The 16,441-nt window shown below is 63.7% G+C and carries 18 protein-coding genes; 8 read left to right on the plus strand and 10 right to left on the minus strand.

Translation table 11 applies throughout. From position 1 onward, the window contains the following. Positions 1-47 precede the first annotated feature (47 nt). Positions 48-578, minus strand: coding sequence for a 3-hydroxyacyl-[acyl-carrier-protein] dehydratase FabA (fabA, locus tag Q8O80_RS04070; protein ID WP_305577206.1), 531 nt, complete (start codon positions 576-578; stop codon positions 48-50). A 182-nt stretch (positions 579-760) separates the two neighbouring features. Here fabA and irrA point away from each other — a divergent pair, with 182 nt between their 5' ends. The 5 genes from irrA to Q8O80_RS04095 all read left to right on the plus strand — a co-directional run bounded on the left by irrA (position 761) and on the right by Q8O80_RS04095 (position 4,270). Beyond that, positions 761-1,213: an iron response transcriptional regulator IrrA gene (gene irrA, locus Q8O80_RS04075; protein WP_305577208.1), complete on the plus strand. Its 453-nt coding sequence runs from the start codon at positions 761-763 to the stop codon at positions 1,211-1,213. A 161-nt stretch (positions 1,214-1,374) separates the two neighbouring features. Continuing rightward, the gene (locus Q8O80_RS04080; RefSeq protein ID WP_305577210.1) at positions 1,375-2,244 is read left to right on the plus strand and encodes an arylamine N-acetyltransferase; all 870 of its coding nucleotides are present in this window, start codon (positions 1,375-1,377) and stop codon (positions 2,242-2,244) included. A gap of 3 nt (positions 2,245-2,247) precedes the next feature. Further along, positions 2,248-2,844: a YdeI family protein gene (locus tag Q8O80_RS04085; RefSeq protein WP_305577212.1), complete on the plus strand. Its 597-nt coding sequence runs from the start codon at positions 2,248-2,250 to the stop codon at positions 2,842-2,844. Next, complete coding sequence (locus tag Q8O80_RS04090; protein ID WP_305577214.1) at positions 2,841-3,377, plus strand: DUF1697 domain-containing protein; 537 nt, start codon at positions 2,841-2,843, stop codon at positions 3,375-3,377. Before Q8O80_RS04085 ends, Q8O80_RS04090 begins: the two co-directional genes overlap by 4 nt. Continuing rightward, complete coding sequence (locus Q8O80_RS04095; RefSeq protein ID WP_305577216.1) at positions 3,374-4,270, plus strand: ribokinase; 897 nt, start codon at positions 3,374-3,376, stop codon at positions 4,268-4,270. The genes Q8O80_RS04090 and Q8O80_RS04095 overlap by 4 nt, the downstream gene beginning before the upstream one ends. A 53-nt stretch (positions 4,271-4,323) precedes the next feature. On the opposite strand, the gene Q8O80_RS04100 is transcribed toward Q8O80_RS04095, so the two are convergent. Then, positions 4,324-4,539 (minus strand): hypothetical protein, encoded by a 216-nt coding sequence (locus Q8O80_RS04100; protein WP_305577218.1) that lies wholly within the window; start codon positions 4,537-4,539, stop codon positions 4,324-4,326. 229 nt (positions 4,540-4,768) lie between these two features. Then, positions 4,769-5,305, minus strand: coding sequence for a translation initiation factor IF-3 (infC, locus tag Q8O80_RS04105; RefSeq protein WP_305577238.1), 537 nt, complete (start codon positions 5,303-5,305; stop codon positions 4,769-4,771). Positions 5,306-5,490: 185 nt separating this feature from the next. Here infC and Q8O80_RS04110 point away from each other — a divergent pair, with 185 nt between their 5' ends. Together Q8O80_RS04110 and Q8O80_RS04115 are read left to right on the plus strand one after the other, a co-directional pair. After that, positions 5,491-6,264: a carboxylesterase gene (locus Q8O80_RS04110; RefSeq protein WP_305577220.1), complete on the plus strand. Its 774-nt coding sequence runs from the start codon at positions 5,491-5,493 to the stop codon at positions 6,262-6,264. A gap of 99 nt (positions 6,265-6,363) precedes the next feature. Then, on the plus strand, positions 6,364-7,341 hold the full coding sequence (locus tag Q8O80_RS04115; RefSeq protein WP_305577222.1) for a ribose-phosphate pyrophosphokinase: 978 nt from the start codon (positions 6,364-6,366) through the stop codon (positions 7,339-7,341). Positions 7,342-7,350: 9 nt separating this feature from the next. On the opposite strand, the gene Q8O80_RS04120 is transcribed toward Q8O80_RS04115, so the two are convergent. Genes Q8O80_RS04120 through Q8O80_RS04135 form a run of 4 tightly spaced genes read right to left on the minus strand, consistent with a single transcriptional unit; the run spans position 7,351 to position 10,671 of the window. Next, on the minus strand, positions 7,351-8,010 hold the full coding sequence (locus tag Q8O80_RS04120) for a GNAT family N-acetyltransferase (RefSeq protein WP_305577224.1): 660 nt from the start codon (positions 8,008-8,010) through the stop codon (positions 7,351-7,353). Continuing rightward, positions 8,007-8,876 (minus strand): SDR family oxidoreductase, encoded by an 870-nt coding sequence (locus Q8O80_RS04125; RefSeq protein WP_305577226.1) that lies wholly within the window; start codon positions 8,874-8,876, stop codon positions 8,007-8,009. Before Q8O80_RS04125 ends, Q8O80_RS04120 begins: the two co-directional genes overlap by 4 nt. Then, positions 8,873-9,952: a tRNA epoxyqueuosine(34) reductase QueG gene (gene queG, locus Q8O80_RS04130; RefSeq protein ID WP_305577240.1), complete on the minus strand. Its 1,080-nt coding sequence runs from the start codon at positions 9,950-9,952 to the stop codon at positions 8,873-8,875. The genes Q8O80_RS04125 and queG overlap by 4 nt, the downstream gene beginning before the upstream one ends. 41 nt (positions 9,953-9,993) lie before the next feature. Further along, a complete protein-coding gene (locus Q8O80_RS04135; RefSeq protein ID WP_305577228.1) occupies positions 9,994-10,671 on the minus strand; it encodes a glutathione S-transferase family protein in 678 nt (225 codons plus the stop codon). Positions 10,672-10,783: 112 nt separating this feature from the next. Here Q8O80_RS04135 and Q8O80_RS04140 point away from each other — a divergent pair, with 112 nt between their 5' ends. Further along, entirely contained in the window at positions 10,784-11,596 is an 813-nt protein-coding gene (locus Q8O80_RS04140; protein ID WP_305577230.1) for an undecaprenyl-diphosphate phosphatase, read from the plus strand. 1 nt (position 11,597) lies between these two features. On the opposite strand, the gene Q8O80_RS04145 is transcribed toward Q8O80_RS04140, so the two are convergent. The 3 genes from Q8O80_RS04145 to Q8O80_RS04155 all read right to left on the minus strand — a co-directional run bounded on the left by Q8O80_RS04145 (position 11,598) and on the right by Q8O80_RS04155 (position 16,427). Continuing rightward, positions 11,598-12,224 (minus strand): outer membrane lipoprotein carrier protein LolA, encoded by a 627-nt coding sequence (locus tag Q8O80_RS04145; protein WP_305577232.1) that lies wholly within the window; start codon positions 12,222-12,224, stop codon positions 11,598-11,600. A 94-nt stretch (positions 12,225-12,318) separates the two neighbouring features. Further along, positions 12,319-14,952 (minus strand): DNA translocase FtsK 4TM domain-containing protein, encoded by a 2,634-nt coding sequence (locus tag Q8O80_RS04150; protein WP_371136096.1) that lies wholly within the window; start codon positions 14,950-14,952, stop codon positions 12,319-12,321. Positions 14,953-15,125: 173 nt separating this feature from the next. Continuing rightward, positions 15,126-16,427: an ammonium transporter gene (locus Q8O80_RS04155; RefSeq protein WP_371136097.1), complete on the minus strand. Its 1,302-nt coding sequence runs from the start codon at positions 16,425-16,427 to the stop codon at positions 15,126-15,128. Between the last annotated feature and the right edge of the window lie 14 nt (positions 16,428-16,441).

The raw sequence follows: 16,441 nt of genomic DNA on the forward strand, positions 1-16,441 counted from the left end.
CGTGCTTGCAGCGTTCTTGTTAATGAATGCGTCAGTTTGTGGGCGGTTCAGGCGCCCTGCTGCGCCTGCATCTGGGCGTCGGTGAACAAGCCGACGCGCAGTTCCTTGGCCTCGTAGATCACCTTGCCGTCGGCCTTGACCCAGCCATCGGCGATACCGAGGGTCAGGCGACCCTTCATCACGCGCTTGAGGTCGATGCCATATTCGACCAGTTTTACGTCATTGGTCACCTGGCCGGTAAACTTTATTTCGCCGCCCAGCGCGCGCCCCCTGCCGGGCTGGCCGATCCAGCTGAGGAAAAAGCCGGTCATCTGCCAGATGGCGTCCAGACCCAGGCAGCCGGGCATCACCGGATCGCCGATGAAATGGCACTGGAAGAACCAGAGGTCGGGATTGACGTCCAGCTCGGCGCGCACCTGGCCCTTGCCATAGGCGCCACCATCCTCGGAAATCGAGGTGATGCGATCAAACATCAGCATGGGTGGTGCTGGCAGGCGGGCATCGCCCTGGCCTGGCAGTTCGCCCCGGCCATGCGCCAACAGCTCTTGATACCCAAATGCGCTTTGCCGCTCGGCCATGCATCCAACCCCGGTTAACCTTGTGTTTGTCTCGTATAGGGGCACGCTGGGAGGGTCAAGCGGGCGCCAGGGCGGCTTTGGCCGCGCGGGGCCAGGCGAGGGCGCGCCGACTTGTGCCGGCGGGGCGTGGTCGCTATAAGAACCCCAGCATCTTCCGGCCCTTTCGAGCATTCAAGGACCCCATGACTGATCGTAGCCAGACCGTCCGGTCACATCCGTCGCGCAAACCGTGCCTCACGGCAGTGCTGCGCATGGCCGGCCTTCGCCCGACCCGGCAGCGCGTGGCGCTGGCCGAATTGCTGTTCGGTGGCCCCCACCGCCATGTCAGCGCCGAGCAATTGCACGGCGAAGCTGGCGAGGCGCGGGTCAATGTCTCCCTGGCCACCATCTACAATACACTGCACCAGTTCCACGAAGCGGGCCTGCTGCGCGAAGTGGCGGTGGATGCCGCCCGCTCCTATTTTGACACCGACACCTCCGATCACCACCATTTCTATGTGGAAGACGAGCAGCGGATGATCGATATCCCGGCCACCGCCGTTGAATTCGCCAAGCTCCCCACCGCGCCCACGGGCATGGAGGTCAGCCATGTCGATGTGGTGATCCGCGTGCGTCGGGCCGGTACCCGCGCCTGAGCGGCACAATGCCATCAATCGGCGCCGCCGCGCGCGGCCCCACGGTGCAAATGGCCCCTGTCTAGCCCCATGACGCACTGAAATGGTAAATCGGCCACGGTGACAGCGGGCGACCGATCACCCATATTGGCCCAGTCCGACAATAGCGATAAGGGTGGCTGATGCGCCAAAAGGTCAATCTGAAAGGCTATTTCGAGCGAATCGGCTTTGCCGGCTCCATCGCCCCGACCTTGGCGACCCTCGAATCGCTACACGCGCTGCACCCGGCAGCCATTGCCTTTGAAAACCTCAATCCGCTATTGGGCCTGCCGGTCAATATCGACCTGGCGAGCCTGCAGACCAAGCTGCTGACCGAGCGGCGGGGCGGCTATTGCTATGAGCACAATCTGCTGCTCAAGGCGGTGCTCGAGGAGCTTGAATTTACCGTGCGCGGACTGGCGGCGCGCGTCTTGTGGAACAATCCGGACAATGTCGCGGGCCCGGCGCATCACATGTTGCTGGCCGTGGACATTGGCGGCTCCAGCTATATTGCCGATGTGGGTTTTGGCGGGCTGACGCTGACCGCGCCGCTCAAGCTCAAGACTGATGCCGAGCAGACCACGCCGCATGAGACATTCCGGCTCACCGGCGGCGATCCGGTGTGGCAGCTCGAAAGCAAAATTGCCGACAGCTGGCGACCGGTCTATGCGTTCGAGACCAGTGAAGCGACGCCGGGCGATTACGAAGCGTCCAATGCCTTCCTGTCCACCGATCCAGCCTCGCAGTTCCGCGGCGAGCTGCGCGTGGCGCTGTCGCCCGCTGGCCAGCGGCTGGCACTGCGCAACAACCGCTTCACCACCTACGCCGGAGACAGCGAGCCGGCGGTGCGCCTGCTGGGCAGCGTGGCGGAAATGCGTGAGGTGCTGAGCAGCAATTTTGGCATTCAGCTGCCGGCGTCCGAGCTGCTTGATCCCAAACTGGCCGAAATCCTCGCCGCTGCGGGCATTGAGCCACCACCGCCCGAGCCGACGCCTGAGGCGGTGGAGGGCTGAACCATGGCACCGGTTCAGGTCGATCCGGACAAGGTCAGGCGCTTTGCCAATCAGGCCGCGTTCTACGACTGGCTGGGTGCCCATCACGACAGTGCTGACGAGATCTGGATCCAGATCTTCAAGAAGGCCAGCGGCACGCCGACCATCTCCCCGACCGAGGCAGTCGAGGTGGTGCTGTGCTGGGGCTGGATCGACGCGATCCGCAAATCCTGGGACGATACCTCCTTTGTGCAGCGCTATTGCCCGCGCAAGGCCAAAAGCGCGTGGAGCCAGATCAATCGCGACCATGTCGCCCGGCTGATCGCCGATGGCCGGATGACGCCGCATGGCCTCAGACATGTCGAAGCTGCCAAGAAGGATGGCCGCTGGGACGCTGCCTATGCGACCACGATGGCGCCACCGGCCGACCTGCTCATGGCCATTGAGGCCAATCGGGCAGCCAGCGAGGTCTATCGCGGGCTGAGCGCGCAGAACCGCTTTGCCCTGACCTTCCGGGTGATCAACCTCAAGACGCCGGCGGCCCGCGCCAGAAAGATCGCCGGTTTTGTCGACATGCTGGCCCGTGGCGAAACCATCCATCCGCAAAAGCGCCCGTCATGAGCCGCTATCTGGCGTTTCTGCGCGGCATCAATCTGGGCAAGCGACAGATCAGGATGGCCGATCTTGTGGCCTGTCTGGCCGCAATGGGTCTCAGCGAGATCAAGACCATATTGGCCAGCGGCAATGTGCGGTTTGCGGCAGTCGCGGACACTACGCTCAAAGCGCACATCGAGGCGGCCATCGCCAGGCAATTCGGCTTTGCCGTTGGCGTGGTGCTGCGCGGCGAAGACGAGATCGCCGCCATGCTGGCCGCGGCGCCATTTGGCCAACTCGATCCCCAGGCTGATGTGGCACGCCATGTCATGCTGTTTGACGCGCCGCTGCCGGCCGATCTGGCGCTGCTCAACCGGCCCCTGCATACCGAGGTGCTGCGGATCGACGCCCGGGAAATCTATCTGGCCTGTTATCGCCAGCCCAATGGGCGTTATACCGAGGGCCTGATCGAGCTGGGCAAGCAGCTCGATCAGCAATTGGGCAAGGATTACCTCGTCACCACGCGCAACTGGAACACCATCGAAAAGGCCCTGGCATGATCACCGTTTTCGGCTCGACCAATCTGGACCAGATCGGCACCGTGCCGCGCCTGCCGCAACCCGGCGAAACCGTGGCGGGCGGGGTGTTTTCCATGGCCGCCGGTGGCAAGGGCGCCAATCAGGCGCTGGCGGCGCGGCGCGCCGGGGCAGCGGTGCGCCATGTTTCGGCGGTCGGGCGCGACAGTTTCGCCGATGCGGCGCTGGCATTGCTCGCTGCCGCCGGCGTTGATCTGGGCGCGGTCAGGCGGACCGAAGGGGCCACCGGCATTGCCATGATCTTTGTCGACGCGGCCGGCGAAAACGTCATTGCCGTGCTGCCGGGCGCCAATGGCACCATCACCGCGGCGGATGCGGCGGTCGCGCTGAACGGGCTGGGCCAGGGCGATCTGCTGCTGGTGCAGCAGGAAATCCCCCAGGCGGCGACGCGGCGGGCGCTGGAGCTGGCGCGGGCGCAGGGCGTCACCAGCGTGCTCAACACCGCGCCCTTTCTGGCCGACACGGCAGACATCGCCCCCCTGGCCGATATCGTTGTCGCCAATGAAACCGAATTCGCCCTGCTCAGTGGCCGCCCGGAAAGCGACCTTGACGCGGCAATGGCGGACTGGGCGGCGGCACACGACCAGATCCTCATCGTCACTCTGGGCGGCGACGGGGTGAAGGCGATGACGGACGGCAAGCTGCTGCACATTGCCGCCCTGCCGATCAAGCCGGTCGATACGGTGGGGGCCGGCGATACCTTCTGCGGCTATCTCGCCGCCGGGCTCAATGCCGGGCTGGACCTCGAAACCGCCCTGCGCCGCGCCGCCGCGGCCGGGAGCCTCGCCTGTCTCAAGCCGGGGGCACAGCCGGCCATTCCCGTGGCGAGTGAGGTGGATGCGGCGCTGGCGGAATAGGGGGGTTGCGGACTGGCAACCAGGCGCTTAGCGTCTTGTGAAATGCAGTTCCGCTATCGTGCCGGCCTGTGCCGGGCCTCTCCCGGTGCAAGTTCGGTCTCGTCGGCCGCGTCCGGCAGGCGCCGAACCTCAACGTGATGGGGCTGGAACCGCATCCGCAGCCCGGCTTCTTGCATTGCCTCCTGTGCGGTCGCCGCGTTCACCTCCCAGTGCTCGCTTGCGTCGGTCTCGTCCTCGACCCAGGTTGCTTTCACCATCCAGATGGCCATTTCCGCTATTCTCCATGTGAAATCGTCTACGGCACCCACGCCCAGCGCCTGGTGTCCCCAGGTTATGCCTGCACGGGCGGGCTGCGTTCTTGATTTCGATCAATCGTCTCGGCCTGCGCACGACCCGAATGCGGTCCCAACCGGCTGTTGCAGCGCCTGCCCCGCCCTCCAAACGCAAAAAGGGCAGCCCTGCGGCTGCCCCTTGCGATTCTGATCTGGTCGACCGCCCTTATTTAGGCGCCAGGACCATCACCATCTGGCGACCCTCGGAGCGCGGCTGGCTTTCCACCTTGGCGACGTCCTCGGTCTGGGCGCGCACCTTGAGCAAAAGCTGCATGCCCAGGTCCTGATGCGCCATTTCGCGGCCACGGAAACGCATGGTCACCTTGACCCTGTCGCCGTCGTCGAGAAAGCGCTGTACCGCCTTCATCTTGGTCTCGTAGTCATGCGTGTCGATATTGGGCCGCATCTGGACTTCCTTGACCTCAATCACCTTCTGCTTCTTGCGCGCATCGGCAGCTTTTTTCTGCGCGGCGTATTTGAAGCGCCCCAGATCGAGCATCTTGGCGACCGGCGGGACGGCATTGGGAGAGATCAAGACGAGATCGAGGCCCTGGTCCTGGGCCTCTGCGAGCGCTTCGCGGGTATTGACGACCCCGCGGTTCTCACCTTCAGCGTCGATCAGCTGAACATCAGCGCTGGTGATATCTTCATTGGCGGGCGGCCCATCTTTTTGGGGCGTGACTGGTCTCATTGGACGGCGAATGGCAAATGATCCTTGTGTTATTAAGCCAAGCGGGTGAATTCGGGCATAAAATCGTGTTACCGAGGCGATAAGTCAACTGGCAAAGCGTGCGATTTTCTTGCCTATTGCCGGTTCAAACCCCGGCAGCCGGCGCACTATAGCCTCAACGGCTGCGCCGCGCCATCTGTTCCCAAGAAAGCTCAGCCATGTCTGCCACACACAGCTCAAATCTCACCGTCGGATCGGGTCCGGCGGCCCGCACTATCGCCATCGAAACGCGCAGCGGTGGCGCGCCCGGGCTGTTCTGGCTGGGTGGCTTTCGCTCCGATATGCGGGGCAGCAAGGCGATGGCGCTGGATGGCCTGGGGGCCGAGCACGGACTGGCGGTCACCCGGTTTGACTATTCCGGGCACGGCATTTCGGGCGGTGACTTCAATGAGGGCACCATCAGCCGCTGGCTGGAAGAGGCCGAGGCGGTCTACGCCACCACGCATGGCCCCCAGATCATCATCGGCTCATCAATGGGTGGCTGGATTGCGCTGCTGCTGGCGCGGGCGCTGCTGGAGCGCGACACCCCGGCCCATGGGCTGGTGCTGATCGCGCCGGCGCCCGACATGACCCATGAACTGATATCGCCCGGCTTCACGCTGGAAGAGCACCAGGCGCTGCAGGCCAATGGCTATGTCGATCAACCCAGCGTCTATTCCGATGAGCCCTATCGCATCAACCAGGCGCTGATCAGTGATGGTGCGCAGCATTTGCTGTTTGGCAGTGTCATCGAGACCGGCTGTCCGGTGACGATCCTGCAGGGCGGGCAGGATGAGGATGTGCCGCCAGCGCACGCCATCAAGCTGGTCACCCATATCCTGCATGACCCGGTGACCCTGACCCTGATTCCGGATGGCGACCATCGCCTGAGCCGGGAGCAGGATCTGGAGCAGTTGAAGGACGCGGTGCTGCGGCTGGTGGAGGCAAAATAGCCTTCGCCGGTGCCGTGCTGACGCACGCATTGCGCCAGCACGGTTGATTGTCAGGCCGAAATGCCCTAATCGCCCCCTAGCGGCAGCAGGGGTAGTGCCATGAGCGAACTAGCGGTTTTCAGCGGTAGTGCCCACCCCGAGCTGGCCCAGCAGATTTGCACCCATCTCGGTGTGCCGCTGCAGCCCACGCTGCTCAAGCGCTTCTCCAATGACTGTCTCGAAGTGCAATTGCAGGCCAATTGCCGCGAGCAGGATGTGTTCATCATCCAGCCGCTGAGCACGCCGGTGCAGGACAATCTGATGGAGCTGTTGCTGATGCTGGACGCGGCGCGTGGGGCGTCAGCGGCGCGCATCACCGCCGTCATCCCCTATTTTTCCTATGCACGCTCCGACAAGAAGGACGCGCCGCGCATCTCGCTGGGGGGCCGTCTGGTCGCCGATCTGCTGGTCGCCGCTGGCGCCAATCGCGTGCTGACCATGGCACTGCATTCGCCGCAGGTGCATGGCTTTTTCAGCGTGCCGGTTGATCAGCTGCATGCGTTCAATGAGCTGGCCGCCCATTTTCAGGCCTATGATCTGAGCAATGCGGTGGTGGTATCGCCCGATCTGGGCAATGCCAAAAACGCAGCCGCCTTTGCCAAGCGCCTCGGCCTGCCGGTTGCCGCTGCCGCCAAGGAGCGCATTGACGACACCACCGTGCGGATCACCACGCTGATTGGCGAGGTGCGCAATCGCGATGTGATCGTGCTGGACGACGAAATTGCCAGCGGCGGCTCGATTCTCGAACTGCTGCAGCACTTGCGGGCGCACGGCGCGCGCTCGGTGCGCGTGGCCACGACACATGGCATTTTTGCCGGAGCCAGCATCGAAACACTGGCGGGCGAGCCCGACATACTGGAGATCGTCAGCACCAGCACCGTGCCCATCGCGCAGAGCAAGCGCCTGCCAAAGCTGACGGTGCTGTCGGTTGCCCCGACCTTTGCCGAGGCCATTCGCCGCATCAATAGCGGTGAGTCGATCAGCGCGCTGTTCTATAGCGAGGCCGACGCAGCCAGGGCCACCGGCACCGCAGGCTGAACGATCAGACTAGACCTGGGCGCGCGTCGCCAGCCTGCTCAGCTGCTGGCCGTCCGCGTCGAAATTGTCCGGGCTGAGCCAGCGCTCATATTCGGCGCGCAGGGCCGGCCATTCACCGTCAATAATGGAGAACCAGGCGGTGTCGCGGCTCTCGCCCTTGACGATGCGGTCCTGGCGAAAAATCCCTTCAAACTGAAAGCCGAAGCGCAGGGCCGCCGCCTTTGAGGGATCGTTGCGATTGTTGCACTTCCACTCGAAGCGCCGATAGCCGAGATCGTCAAAGGCGTGGCGCGCGAACAGGAACAGCGCCTCGGTGGCCAGCGGCGTGCGGGCCATGGGCAGGCCCCAATAGACGCCGCCGATCTCGATCGAGGCATGGTCGGGGAAAATGCGCATCCAGGCCTGCTGGCCGACGGCGCGGCCGCTGCGCTGGTCGATGATGGCGACATAGCGGTCGGACCCGGCATTGACCGTGTCGATCCAGCGTTCCAGCTCGGCCACGCTGCCGGGGGCCTCGCTGAACAGCCAGCGAAAGCGCTCGGGCCCGCCGGGCAGAGTGGCCACCGCGAACAGGTCGGCGGCATGGCGTCGCTCGATCGGTTCGAGCCGGACATAGCGGCCGGTCAGGTCACGGCGTTCGGGGGCGGATTTGGCGGCAGCAACGCTCATTGGCGGGTTTCCAGAATCTGGGCCAGGCCCTCGCGATAGGTCGGATAGAGCAGCTCGATGCCCAGCGCCTGCTTGATGGCGGCGTTGGAGCAGCGCTTGTTGTCGGCATAAAAGCTCGCCTGCATCGGCGTCATGGCCGCTTCGACAAAAGCCTGTTCGGGGGGCGGTTCAATGCCGAGCAGGTCGGCAGCGTGCTTGATGACGTCCTGCGGCGGCGCCGGCTCGTCATCGCCCAGATTGAAGGTGCCATTGAGCCTGGCCGCGGCAGCCAGCGCCGTCACCCGGCCGATATCGTCGACATGGATGCGGTTGAATACCTGTCCGGGTTTGGCGATGCGGCGGGAGGTGCCCTGTTCGAGCTTGTCGAAGGTGGACCGGCCCGGGCCATAAATGCCGGCCAGGCGCAGAATGGTCAGCGGCACGCCGCGCGCTGCTGCATAGTCGCGCCAGGCCTGTTCGGCAGCGACGCGGCGATCCGATCGCTCATTGCGCGGCACCAGCGGGGCCGACTCATCAATCCAGGTGCCACCGAAATCGCCATAGACCCCGACCGTGGAATAGTAGCACAGCCATTCAAGACCCGTCGCCGCATCGAGATCGGCGCGGTGCTGCAGCAAGGCCGGATCGCCATCCGGTCCGGGCGCGATGGAGAAGATTACATGCGTGGCAGCCCGCAGGTCCGGGCCCAGGGTGTCGCCGGGCGCGGTGCCATCGAACAGGTGTGGGGTGACGCCAGCCGCTGACAGCCGTTCGGCCTTCTCAATGCTGCGAACGGTGCCGCAAATGTTAACAATGTGTGAATCGATACGCAGCGCCTTGGCCGCTGCTGCTGACGAAAAGCCAAAGCCGAAAAACAAAGCGTTCATGCGAGATCCACGGTCCATTCGCTGGCTACGTCAGGGTTATCCTCACGCAGCAGATAGGTTTGGCTGAGCGCGGTGGCCCGCTCAGGCGCCAGCCGCCGCAGCGCCCAGATGGCGGCGCCGCGTACCAGGGCACTCTCGTCAGCAAGCCGGGCTTCGACCAGTGGCAACAAGCCTATATCGGCTGAATTGCCGATGCCGATCAAGACATTACGCAAAAATCGCGCCAGGCCGATGCGCTTGACCGGCGAGCCGGCAAACAGCGCGCGAAAGCCCGCATCATCGAGCTGGACCAGGTCGGCCAGCGCCGGACGCTCCAGTTCGTCGCGGGCGCGCAGGCGGGCCTCGCGACTGACCGAGGCAAACTTGTTCCACGGGCAGACCGCCAGGCAGTCATCGCAGCCATAGATACGATTGCCCATCGGCACGCGAAACTCCAGCGGAATCTGGCCCTTATGCTCGACCGAGAGATAGGCCAGACAGCGCCGCGCATCGAGCTGGAACGGCGCGGGGAAGGCATTGGTGGGGCAGACATCAAGGCATTTGGTGCACGAGCCGCAACTCTCGGCATGCGGCTTGTCCAAGGGCAGCTCGGCAGCGGTCAGGATGGCGCCGAGAAACAACCAGGAGCCGAACGCGCGACTGACCAGCACGGTATGCTTGCCCTGCCAGCCCAGCCCGGCGGCCTCGGCCATCGGCTTTTCCATCAGCGGCGCGGTGTCGACAAATACCTTCACCTCGGCGCCGGACCGGCGGGCCAACAGGCCTGCCAGTTCCTTGAGCTTGCCCTTGATGATCTCGTGATAATCGCGATTGCGGGCATAGACCGAGATGGCGCCCAGCGTGGGCTCGCCCAACAGGGCCAGCGGGTCCGATTCCGGGCCGTAATTGATGCCGAGCACAATGATCGATTTCGCCCCGACCCAGAGCTGGGTCGGGCTGCCGCGGCGCTCGGCAGTGTCGGCCATCCAGGCCATGTCGCCATGCCAGCCAGCAGCCAGGGCAGCGTTCAGTTTTTCTGGCAGGTCCGGCCGTGCATCGGCCGGGGCAATACCGAAGCTGTCAAAGCCCAGCGCCATGGCGCGGGCGCGCAGTTCCGCAACGAGGGCGTCAGGAGCGATCAAAAATCAAGGTCCGCATAGCCTTTGTGCGGCGGCATGGCGAGGACGCGGTCATTGAGCAGGGTGCGGAAGGCGGGGCGGGACTTGATGCGCGAATACCAGTCGCGTGTCTCCCCCGCCTTGCCCCAGTCGATGTCACCGAGATAGTCGAGCGTGGACAGATGGGCCGCCAGGGCGAAATCGGCCAGGGTCAGATCGTCGCCGGTCAGCCAGGAGCGATTGGCGAACAGCCAGTTGAAATACAGCATGTGCTCGTTGAGATTGGCCTTGGCGACGCGCAGCACGGCCGGATCTGGGGTCGCGCCCCTGTGGTCGCGCTTGACGATCTTTTCTTCCAGCACATAGCGCGTCACTTCGTCATTGAGCTTGAAGATCACCCATTCGATCAGCCGCCACATTTCGGCCCGCGCGAGAGGGTCGGGCGGGATCAGGCCGGCAACCGCGCTGGGCGTATAAAGATCCTCGATCAGGTGGATATTGGCCAGCAGGCCGACAATGGGCTGATCATTGTCATCGATCAGGATGGGCAGCGTCGCTGCGGGATTGATCTCGAGCAGTTCGGGCGTGCGCAGCCAGGGCTTGATCTCCTCGACATCGAGCGGCACGCCATATTCGGCGCACATCAGGCGGATAAGGCGCGAGGCGGGATCAAGGGGATGATGCAGCAAGCTGGGCATTGTACGCTCATCTCTTTTTGGGGGCACGACATCAGCTAGCTTGGCGCTCCTGACGAAGCAGTCTAGAGCTTGGCCCGCCGCGCCAGGCAGTTGAACAGAGTTAGGGGATCAGATGAACGCCGATCAAGGTCTTTTTGTGCCGCTGATTCTGGGAATACTCGAAGGGCTTACCGAATTCTTGCCGGTCAGCTCGACCGGACACCTGCTGCTGGCAGGACATTTCTTCGGCCTGACCCAGCCTGAGACCTTTATCGTGCTGATTCAGCTGGGCGCCATCCTGGCCATTGTTACCATCTATTTCGCCAGATTGGGCGTGTTGATCCGCGATGCGCTGACCGGCAAGGCCTATGCATGGCGGTTTACCCTGTCGGTGGCGCTGGCCTGCATTCCGGCAGTGATCGCCGGTGTGCTGCTGCGTGACTTCATTCAGGGCGCGCTGTGGCACTCGCCCATGCTCATCTGCGTCTCGCTGCTGCTGGGCGGCTTTGTCCTGTTGGCCGTCGACCGCATGCCCAAGCGGGAAATCTATGACGACGCCTACCAGTATCCCTGGCATCTGGCGCTGATCATCGGACTGTTTCAAATGCTCAGCCTGGTACCGGGTGTGTCGCGCTCGGGCGCGACGGTGGTGGGCGCCATGCTGTTCGGCGCCAGCAAGCGCAGTGCCGCCGAATTCACCTTCTTTGTCGCCCTGCCGATCATGACCGGAGCCTTTGGCTATGACCTCTACAAGAGCCGCGAGCTGATCGATGCCAGCATTGCGCTGAACGTGGCGATCGGCTTTGCCGCTGCCTTCGTGGTGGGGGCCATCGTGGTGCGCTATCTGCTGGCCTTTGTGGCCAATTACGGTTTTGCGCCCTTCGCCTGGTGGCGCATCGTGGTGGGTGGCGGCGGCATCATCGCGCTGCTGATGCTGGGCCAGTAGGTCAGCCCTGCTTGAGCGGCTTGTAATTGGCCGGGATGGAGAAGTAGCTGCGCGGAATCTCGCGGTCCTTTTCCACATCATAGAGCGAAAAGGTCAGCTCGGCGCCGCTGGGCTCGACCAGGCTCCACTGCACCAGATCGAGCGTATCGGTGCCAAAGACCAGCGACACCTGCACCGTGCCGGCAATGGTCTCATCGATCACCGTGACTGACATGTAGCCGTCCGAGGTGGTGACATCGATCACATTGGCGTCGAGCAGATTGATGGAATCCCCGAGGAACTGCCGGAGCGGAATGGAATCCTGGGGATAGGCATAATAGGTCTCGTCGCGCCGGTTCAACACGTAAAAGCCATTGCCGATCGAGACAATTTCATCGCGGCTGGGCGGCGCATAGCGGAAGGCAATCTTGTTCGGACGCTCCAAGAAGAACGTGCCTTCCGAGCGGCCGCCATTGGTGTCGATCTGCAGGAAGCGGCCCACCATGGTGCGGATGGCCGAATTATGCGCGCCAATATTGGCGATCATCTGCTGCTCTTCAGGGGACAATGCGCGGTCGAGCGCCCAGGCGGAGGTGCTCAGGGCGAAAACGGCGGAAAGGCCGAGCAGCAGGGCATCGCGGCGAATCATGGCATCTGGTCCCGGTCTAGGTGGTCGTTGCACGCTACCCTAGAAACCAATTGCGGCAACAGCTGGTTCCGTCGTCGCAGGCAAGAGGTGCCAATCAATACTGATCGGCACCCACCAGGATCTCCCGCTTGCCGGCATGGTTGGCCTGGCTGATGACGCCTTCGCGTTCCATGCGCTCGATCAGCGTCGCGGCCTTGTTGTAGCCAATGGCCAGGCGCCGCTGCACGTAGGATGTGGACGCCTTCTTGTCGGTCAAAACGATGTGGACGGCCTTGTCGTAGAGCTCATCGCCCGAACCGGCATAGTCATCGCCACTGCTGCCGCCACCGCTATCGCCCATCTCGCCATCGTCCTCGTCGGCAGTGACCGATTCAAGGTAGTCGGGCGCGCCCTGGCTCTTGAGATGGGCCACCACGGCCTCGACTTCGGCATCGGAGACAAAGGGGCCGTGCAGGCGCTTGGTGCGGCCGCCTGAGGCCATGTAGAGCATGTCGCCGTTGCCCAGCAGCTGTTCGGCGCCCTGCTCGCCCAGAATGGTGCGCGAATCGATCTTCGACGTGACCTGGAAGGAGATCCGGGTGGGGAAGTTGGCCTTGATCGTGCCGGTAATGACATCGACCGATGGACGCTGTGTCGCCATGATGACGTGGATGCCGGCCGCACGCGCCATCTGCGCCAAACGCTGTACGGCGCCTTCGATGTCCTTGCCGGCCACCATCATCAGATCCGCCATTTCGTCGATCAGCACGATGATGTAGGGCAGCGGCGTCAGATCGAATTCCTCGGTCTCGTAAACCGCTTCACCGGTATGGCGATCGAAACCGGTCTGCACCGTGCGGGTGATCGGCTCACCCGAGCTCGCCGCCTGTTCGACGCGGGTGTTGAATCCGTCGATGTTGCGGACCCCGATCTTGGACATTTTCTTGTAGCGCTCTTCCATCTCGCGGACGGTCCATTTGAGCGCCACGACCGCTTTCTTCGGGTCGGTTACCACCGGCGTCAGCAGATGCGGGATGCCGTCATAGACCGACAGTTCGAGCATTTTCGGATCGATCATGATCAGCCGGCATTTCGACGGATCCATCTTGTAGAGGATCGACAGGATCATCGTGTTGATCGCCACCGACTTGCCCGATCCGGTCGTCCCTGCCACCAGGAGATGCGGCATCTTGGCCAGATCGGCGATCACCGGCTCGCCGCCAATGGTCTTGCCGAGCGCCAGTCCGAGCTTGGCTTTCGAGGTTTCAAAATCACGGCTGCCGATCAATTCGCGCAGATAGACGGTTTCGCGCTTCTGGTTGGGCAATTCGATGCCGATGGCGTTGCGTCCGGGAACCACCGCGACACGCGCGGCAATCGCGCTCATCGAGCGCGCGATGTCATCGGCAAGCCCGATCACGCGCGAGGACTTGATGCCCGGCGCCGGTTCGAGTTCATACATCGTCACCACCGGACCCGGGCGGACATGAATGATTTCGCCCTTGACGCCGAAATCCTCCAGCACGCCTTCCAGCATGCGCGCATTCTGCTCAAGCGCCTCTGGCGACAGCGAGGAATCCTTGACCACGTTGCGCGCCTCGGTCAGCAGATGCACGGACGGCAGCGCGAAGCCTTGCTCCTTGAGCATCGACCCTTGCGCGTCCCGCTGCACGCGGTTTCCGGGCTTGGGCCGCTCGGCGGGGGCGGAAATGCGGGGTGAGGCCGCGCCCGGCCGCGCGGGGGGCGAAGGCCGCGAGGGTGCGTCCTGATAGCGCCAGTCCGATGCCGGATCGTCGTCCTCATCGTCGCTTCCCGACAGCACGCCTGCGGGCAGTTCCTCGTCATCGATATCGAATGGCGGCGCATCATCGAGCGGAATGGTGCGCCCTCGCGACGCCTGTCCGAAGCCGGGTTCGACCCTTTGCGATCCGGCCGGCGTCAGCTCTCCGTAAGGCGAAGCCGTGGATCGCTCATAGTCGCTGTTGAGATCGAGCGGGCCATCGGGCACGGCCCGCAGCCTTTTCGACGTGGCCAGACCGGCCAGGCGTCTCAGCCGGCCACGCAGCGTGTACCAGCCATGGACGAGGGCGCCGAGCGCCAGCGCGCCGCTTGAAACCTCATCATCATCGCCATCCTCGGAAGCCTGGGCTTCGCCCGCTTCCTGCGCAGCGGCCCGGCCGATCAGGCCCGCGCCGAAGCCAAGCAGCCAGCAAGCCGGCGGCGCCAGCAGCAGACCCAGGATGACGGCGACGATGCCGGAGGGGAATCCGCCGATGAACACGGACGGGATCTTCAGCGCCATGTCGCCGAGCACGCCGCCAAGGCCGTTCGGCAACGGCCAGCTTTGCGAACTTGGCATCAGTCCGAACAGGGCCGCCGTCAGCCAGGCGCCGCCGAACCAGGCAGCGCCCCGGCGCGAAATCCGGTCGACGGGACGGTTGCGCATGAGCCCGATGGCCCAGAACAGGGCGGGCAGCAGCGCGATCACGCCGGCCAGCCCGAAGAACTGCATGACCAGATCGGCATAGGCCGCGCCGCCGAACCCGAGAGCATTGTGCGGCACAGCGCCATTGGCGTTGGAAAAGCTTGGATCGGCGACGTTCCACGTGGCAAGCGCGGCGATGGCCAGCGCCAGACCGGCGAGGATCAGCAGTCCCATAACAAACCTGATCTGCCGCCGCAACAGGCCGCCGAGCAGAGTGCTGCGAGATGAGACGCCCGATGAAAGAGTGGAAGAGCCTGACTGCATGGTTCAAAGTGTCCGAATCTTGGTTCGGGCCCTGGCGACCCGATCTCGGGCAAACCTAACCGGTATGGGGTTAATACGGCATTAACCATCGAGCGTTGGCGCGGCACCAAACGCAAAGCGCGGCCCGAGAATCGCGGGCCGCGCCTGTCTTGCGGGTCTTGGAGACTGGATGTTCAGCCGTGGTAGGCCGCTTCGCCATGTGAAGCCAAGTCGAGACCCTGGCGTTCGTCTTCGACACTGACGCGCAGGCCGACTGTCATGTCGACGATCTTGTAAAGGACAAACGAGATGATGCCGCACCACAGGATGGTGATGCCCACCGCCGAGGCCTGGATCAGGAACTGGGAACCGACGGCATAGTCCTCACCACCGGCGCCGCCAAGCCCCGGCATGTTGACAACGGCAGTTCCAAGCGCACCGACAATGCCGCCGATGCCATGAATGCCGAACACATCGGCCGTGTCGTCATAACCGAACTTGTTCTTGACCACAGCGACGAAGTAGTAGCACAGGCCCGAAGCAACCGCGCCGAGCGCGATAGCGGCGACCGGTCCGGCGAAGCCTGCGGCCGGGGTGACAGCGACCAGGCCGGCGATCATGCCGGAAACCGCGCCCAGCAGCGACGCCTTGCCGCGGTGCAAGGTTTCAATCGCCGTCCAGGCCAGAATTGCGCCTGCGGTTGCGGTAAACGTGTTGATCATGGCAAGTGCCGCGCCACCATTGGCTTCAAGGTTCGACCCGGCATTGAAGCCGAACCAGCCGAACCACAGCAGGCATGCGCCGACCATGGTCAGCGTCATCGAGTGCGGCGCCATCATGTCGCGACCGAACCCGGTGCGTTTGCCGATCATGATCCCGCCGACGAGACCGGCAATGCCGGCATTGATGTGAACGACGGTGCCACCGGCGAAATCGAGCGCGCCCATCTTGAACAACAATCCGTTGGCGTCCCAGACCATGTGGGCGACCGGGAAGTAGACGAAGGTCACCCACAGCGCCACGAACAGCAGGACCGCTGAAAACCGGATGCGTTCGGCGAAGGCGCCGACGATCAGCGCCGGCGTGATGCAGGCGAATGTCATCTGGAAGGCGATGAAGATATATTCGGGAATCATCACGCCTTCGGAGAAGGTGGCGGCTTCGCTGGCCGGCGTGACGCCCGCCAGGAACAATTTGGCGGTCCCGCCCCAGAATGCGCTTTCCGAACCGCCGAAGGCGAAGGAATAGCCGTAAAGCACCCAGATCACCATCACCAGAGCGGTGATCAGCGTGCATTGGATCAGGAGCGAGAGCATGTTCTTGGTGCGAACCAGGCCGCCATAAAACAGCGCCAGGCCGGGCAGGATCATCAACAGCACCAGGATGGTCGAGACCAGCATGAAGGTGGTGTCACCCTTGTCCATGGTTGCGGCGACGGTTTCGACGGCCGGAGTGACGGCGTCCTGGGCGAATGCCGGCAGGGCGAAGGCAGCCAGTGCGCCGGCCGCGA

Source organism: Devosia sp., from assembly GCF_030689745.1.
Taxonomy (GTDB): Bacteria; Pseudomonadota; Alphaproteobacteria; order Rhizobiales; family Devosiaceae; genus Devosia; species Devosia alba.

What these genes read in the sequence shown, in the direction of transcription:
- Q8O80_RS04140 (WP_305577230.1), top strand. Translation starts at nt 10,784, where the DNA reads ATGAACGCCGATCAAGGTCTTTTTGTGCCGCTGATTCTGGGAATACTC.
- Q8O80_RS04120 (WP_305577224.1), bottom strand. Translation starts at nt 8,010, where the DNA reads ATGAGCGTTGCTGCCGCCAAATCCGCCCCCGAACGCCGTGACCTGACC.
- irrA (WP_305577208.1), top strand. Translation starts at nt 761, where the DNA reads ATGACTGATCGTAGCCAGACCGTCCGGTCACATCCGTCGCGCAAACCG.
- Q8O80_RS04135 (WP_305577228.1), bottom strand. Translation starts at nt 10,671, where the DNA reads ATGCCCAGCTTGCTGCATCATCCCCTTGATCCCGCCTCGCGCCTTATC.
- Q8O80_RS04110 (WP_305577220.1), top strand. Translation starts at nt 5,491, where the DNA reads ATGTCTGCCACACACAGCTCAAATCTCACCGTCGGATCGGGTCCGGCG.
- Q8O80_RS04100 (WP_305577218.1), bottom strand. Translation starts at nt 4,539, where the DNA reads ATGGCCATCTGGATGGTGAAAGCAACCTGGGTCGAGGACGAGACCGAC.
- Q8O80_RS04080 (WP_305577210.1), top strand. Translation starts at nt 1,375, where the DNA reads ATGCGCCAAAAGGTCAATCTGAAAGGCTATTTCGAGCGAATCGGCTTT.
- queG (WP_305577240.1), bottom strand. Translation starts at nt 9,952, where the DNA reads ATGGCGCTGGGCTTTGACAGCTTCGGTATTGCCCCGGCCGATGCACGG.
- Q8O80_RS04125 (WP_305577226.1), bottom strand. Translation starts at nt 8,876, where the DNA reads ATGAACGCTTTGTTTTTCGGCTTTGGCTTTTCGTCAGCAGCAGCGGCC.
- Q8O80_RS04090 (WP_305577214.1), top strand. Translation starts at nt 2,841, where the DNA reads ATGAGCCGCTATCTGGCGTTTCTGCGCGGCATCAATCTGGGCAAGCGA.
- Q8O80_RS04150 (WP_371136096.1), bottom strand. Translation starts at nt 14,952, where the DNA reads ATGCAGTCAGGCTCTTCCACTCTTTCATCGGGCGTCTCATCTCGCAGC.
- Q8O80_RS04145 (WP_305577232.1), bottom strand. Translation starts at nt 12,224, where the DNA reads ATGATTCGCCGCGATGCCCTGCTGCTCGGCCTTTCCGCCGTTTTCGCC.
- Q8O80_RS04115 (WP_305577222.1), top strand. Translation starts at nt 6,364, where the DNA reads ATGAGCGAACTAGCGGTTTTCAGCGGTAGTGCCCACCCCGAGCTGGCC.
- fabA (WP_305577206.1), bottom strand. Translation starts at nt 578, where the DNA reads ATGGCCGAGCGGCAAAGCGCATTTGGGTATCAAGAGCTGTTGGCGCAT.
- Q8O80_RS04085 (WP_305577212.1), top strand. Translation starts at nt 2,248, where the DNA reads ATGGCACCGGTTCAGGTCGATCCGGACAAGGTCAGGCGCTTTGCCAAT.
- Q8O80_RS04095 (WP_305577216.1), top strand. Translation starts at nt 3,374, where the DNA reads ATGATCACCGTTTTCGGCTCGACCAATCTGGACCAGATCGGCACCGTG.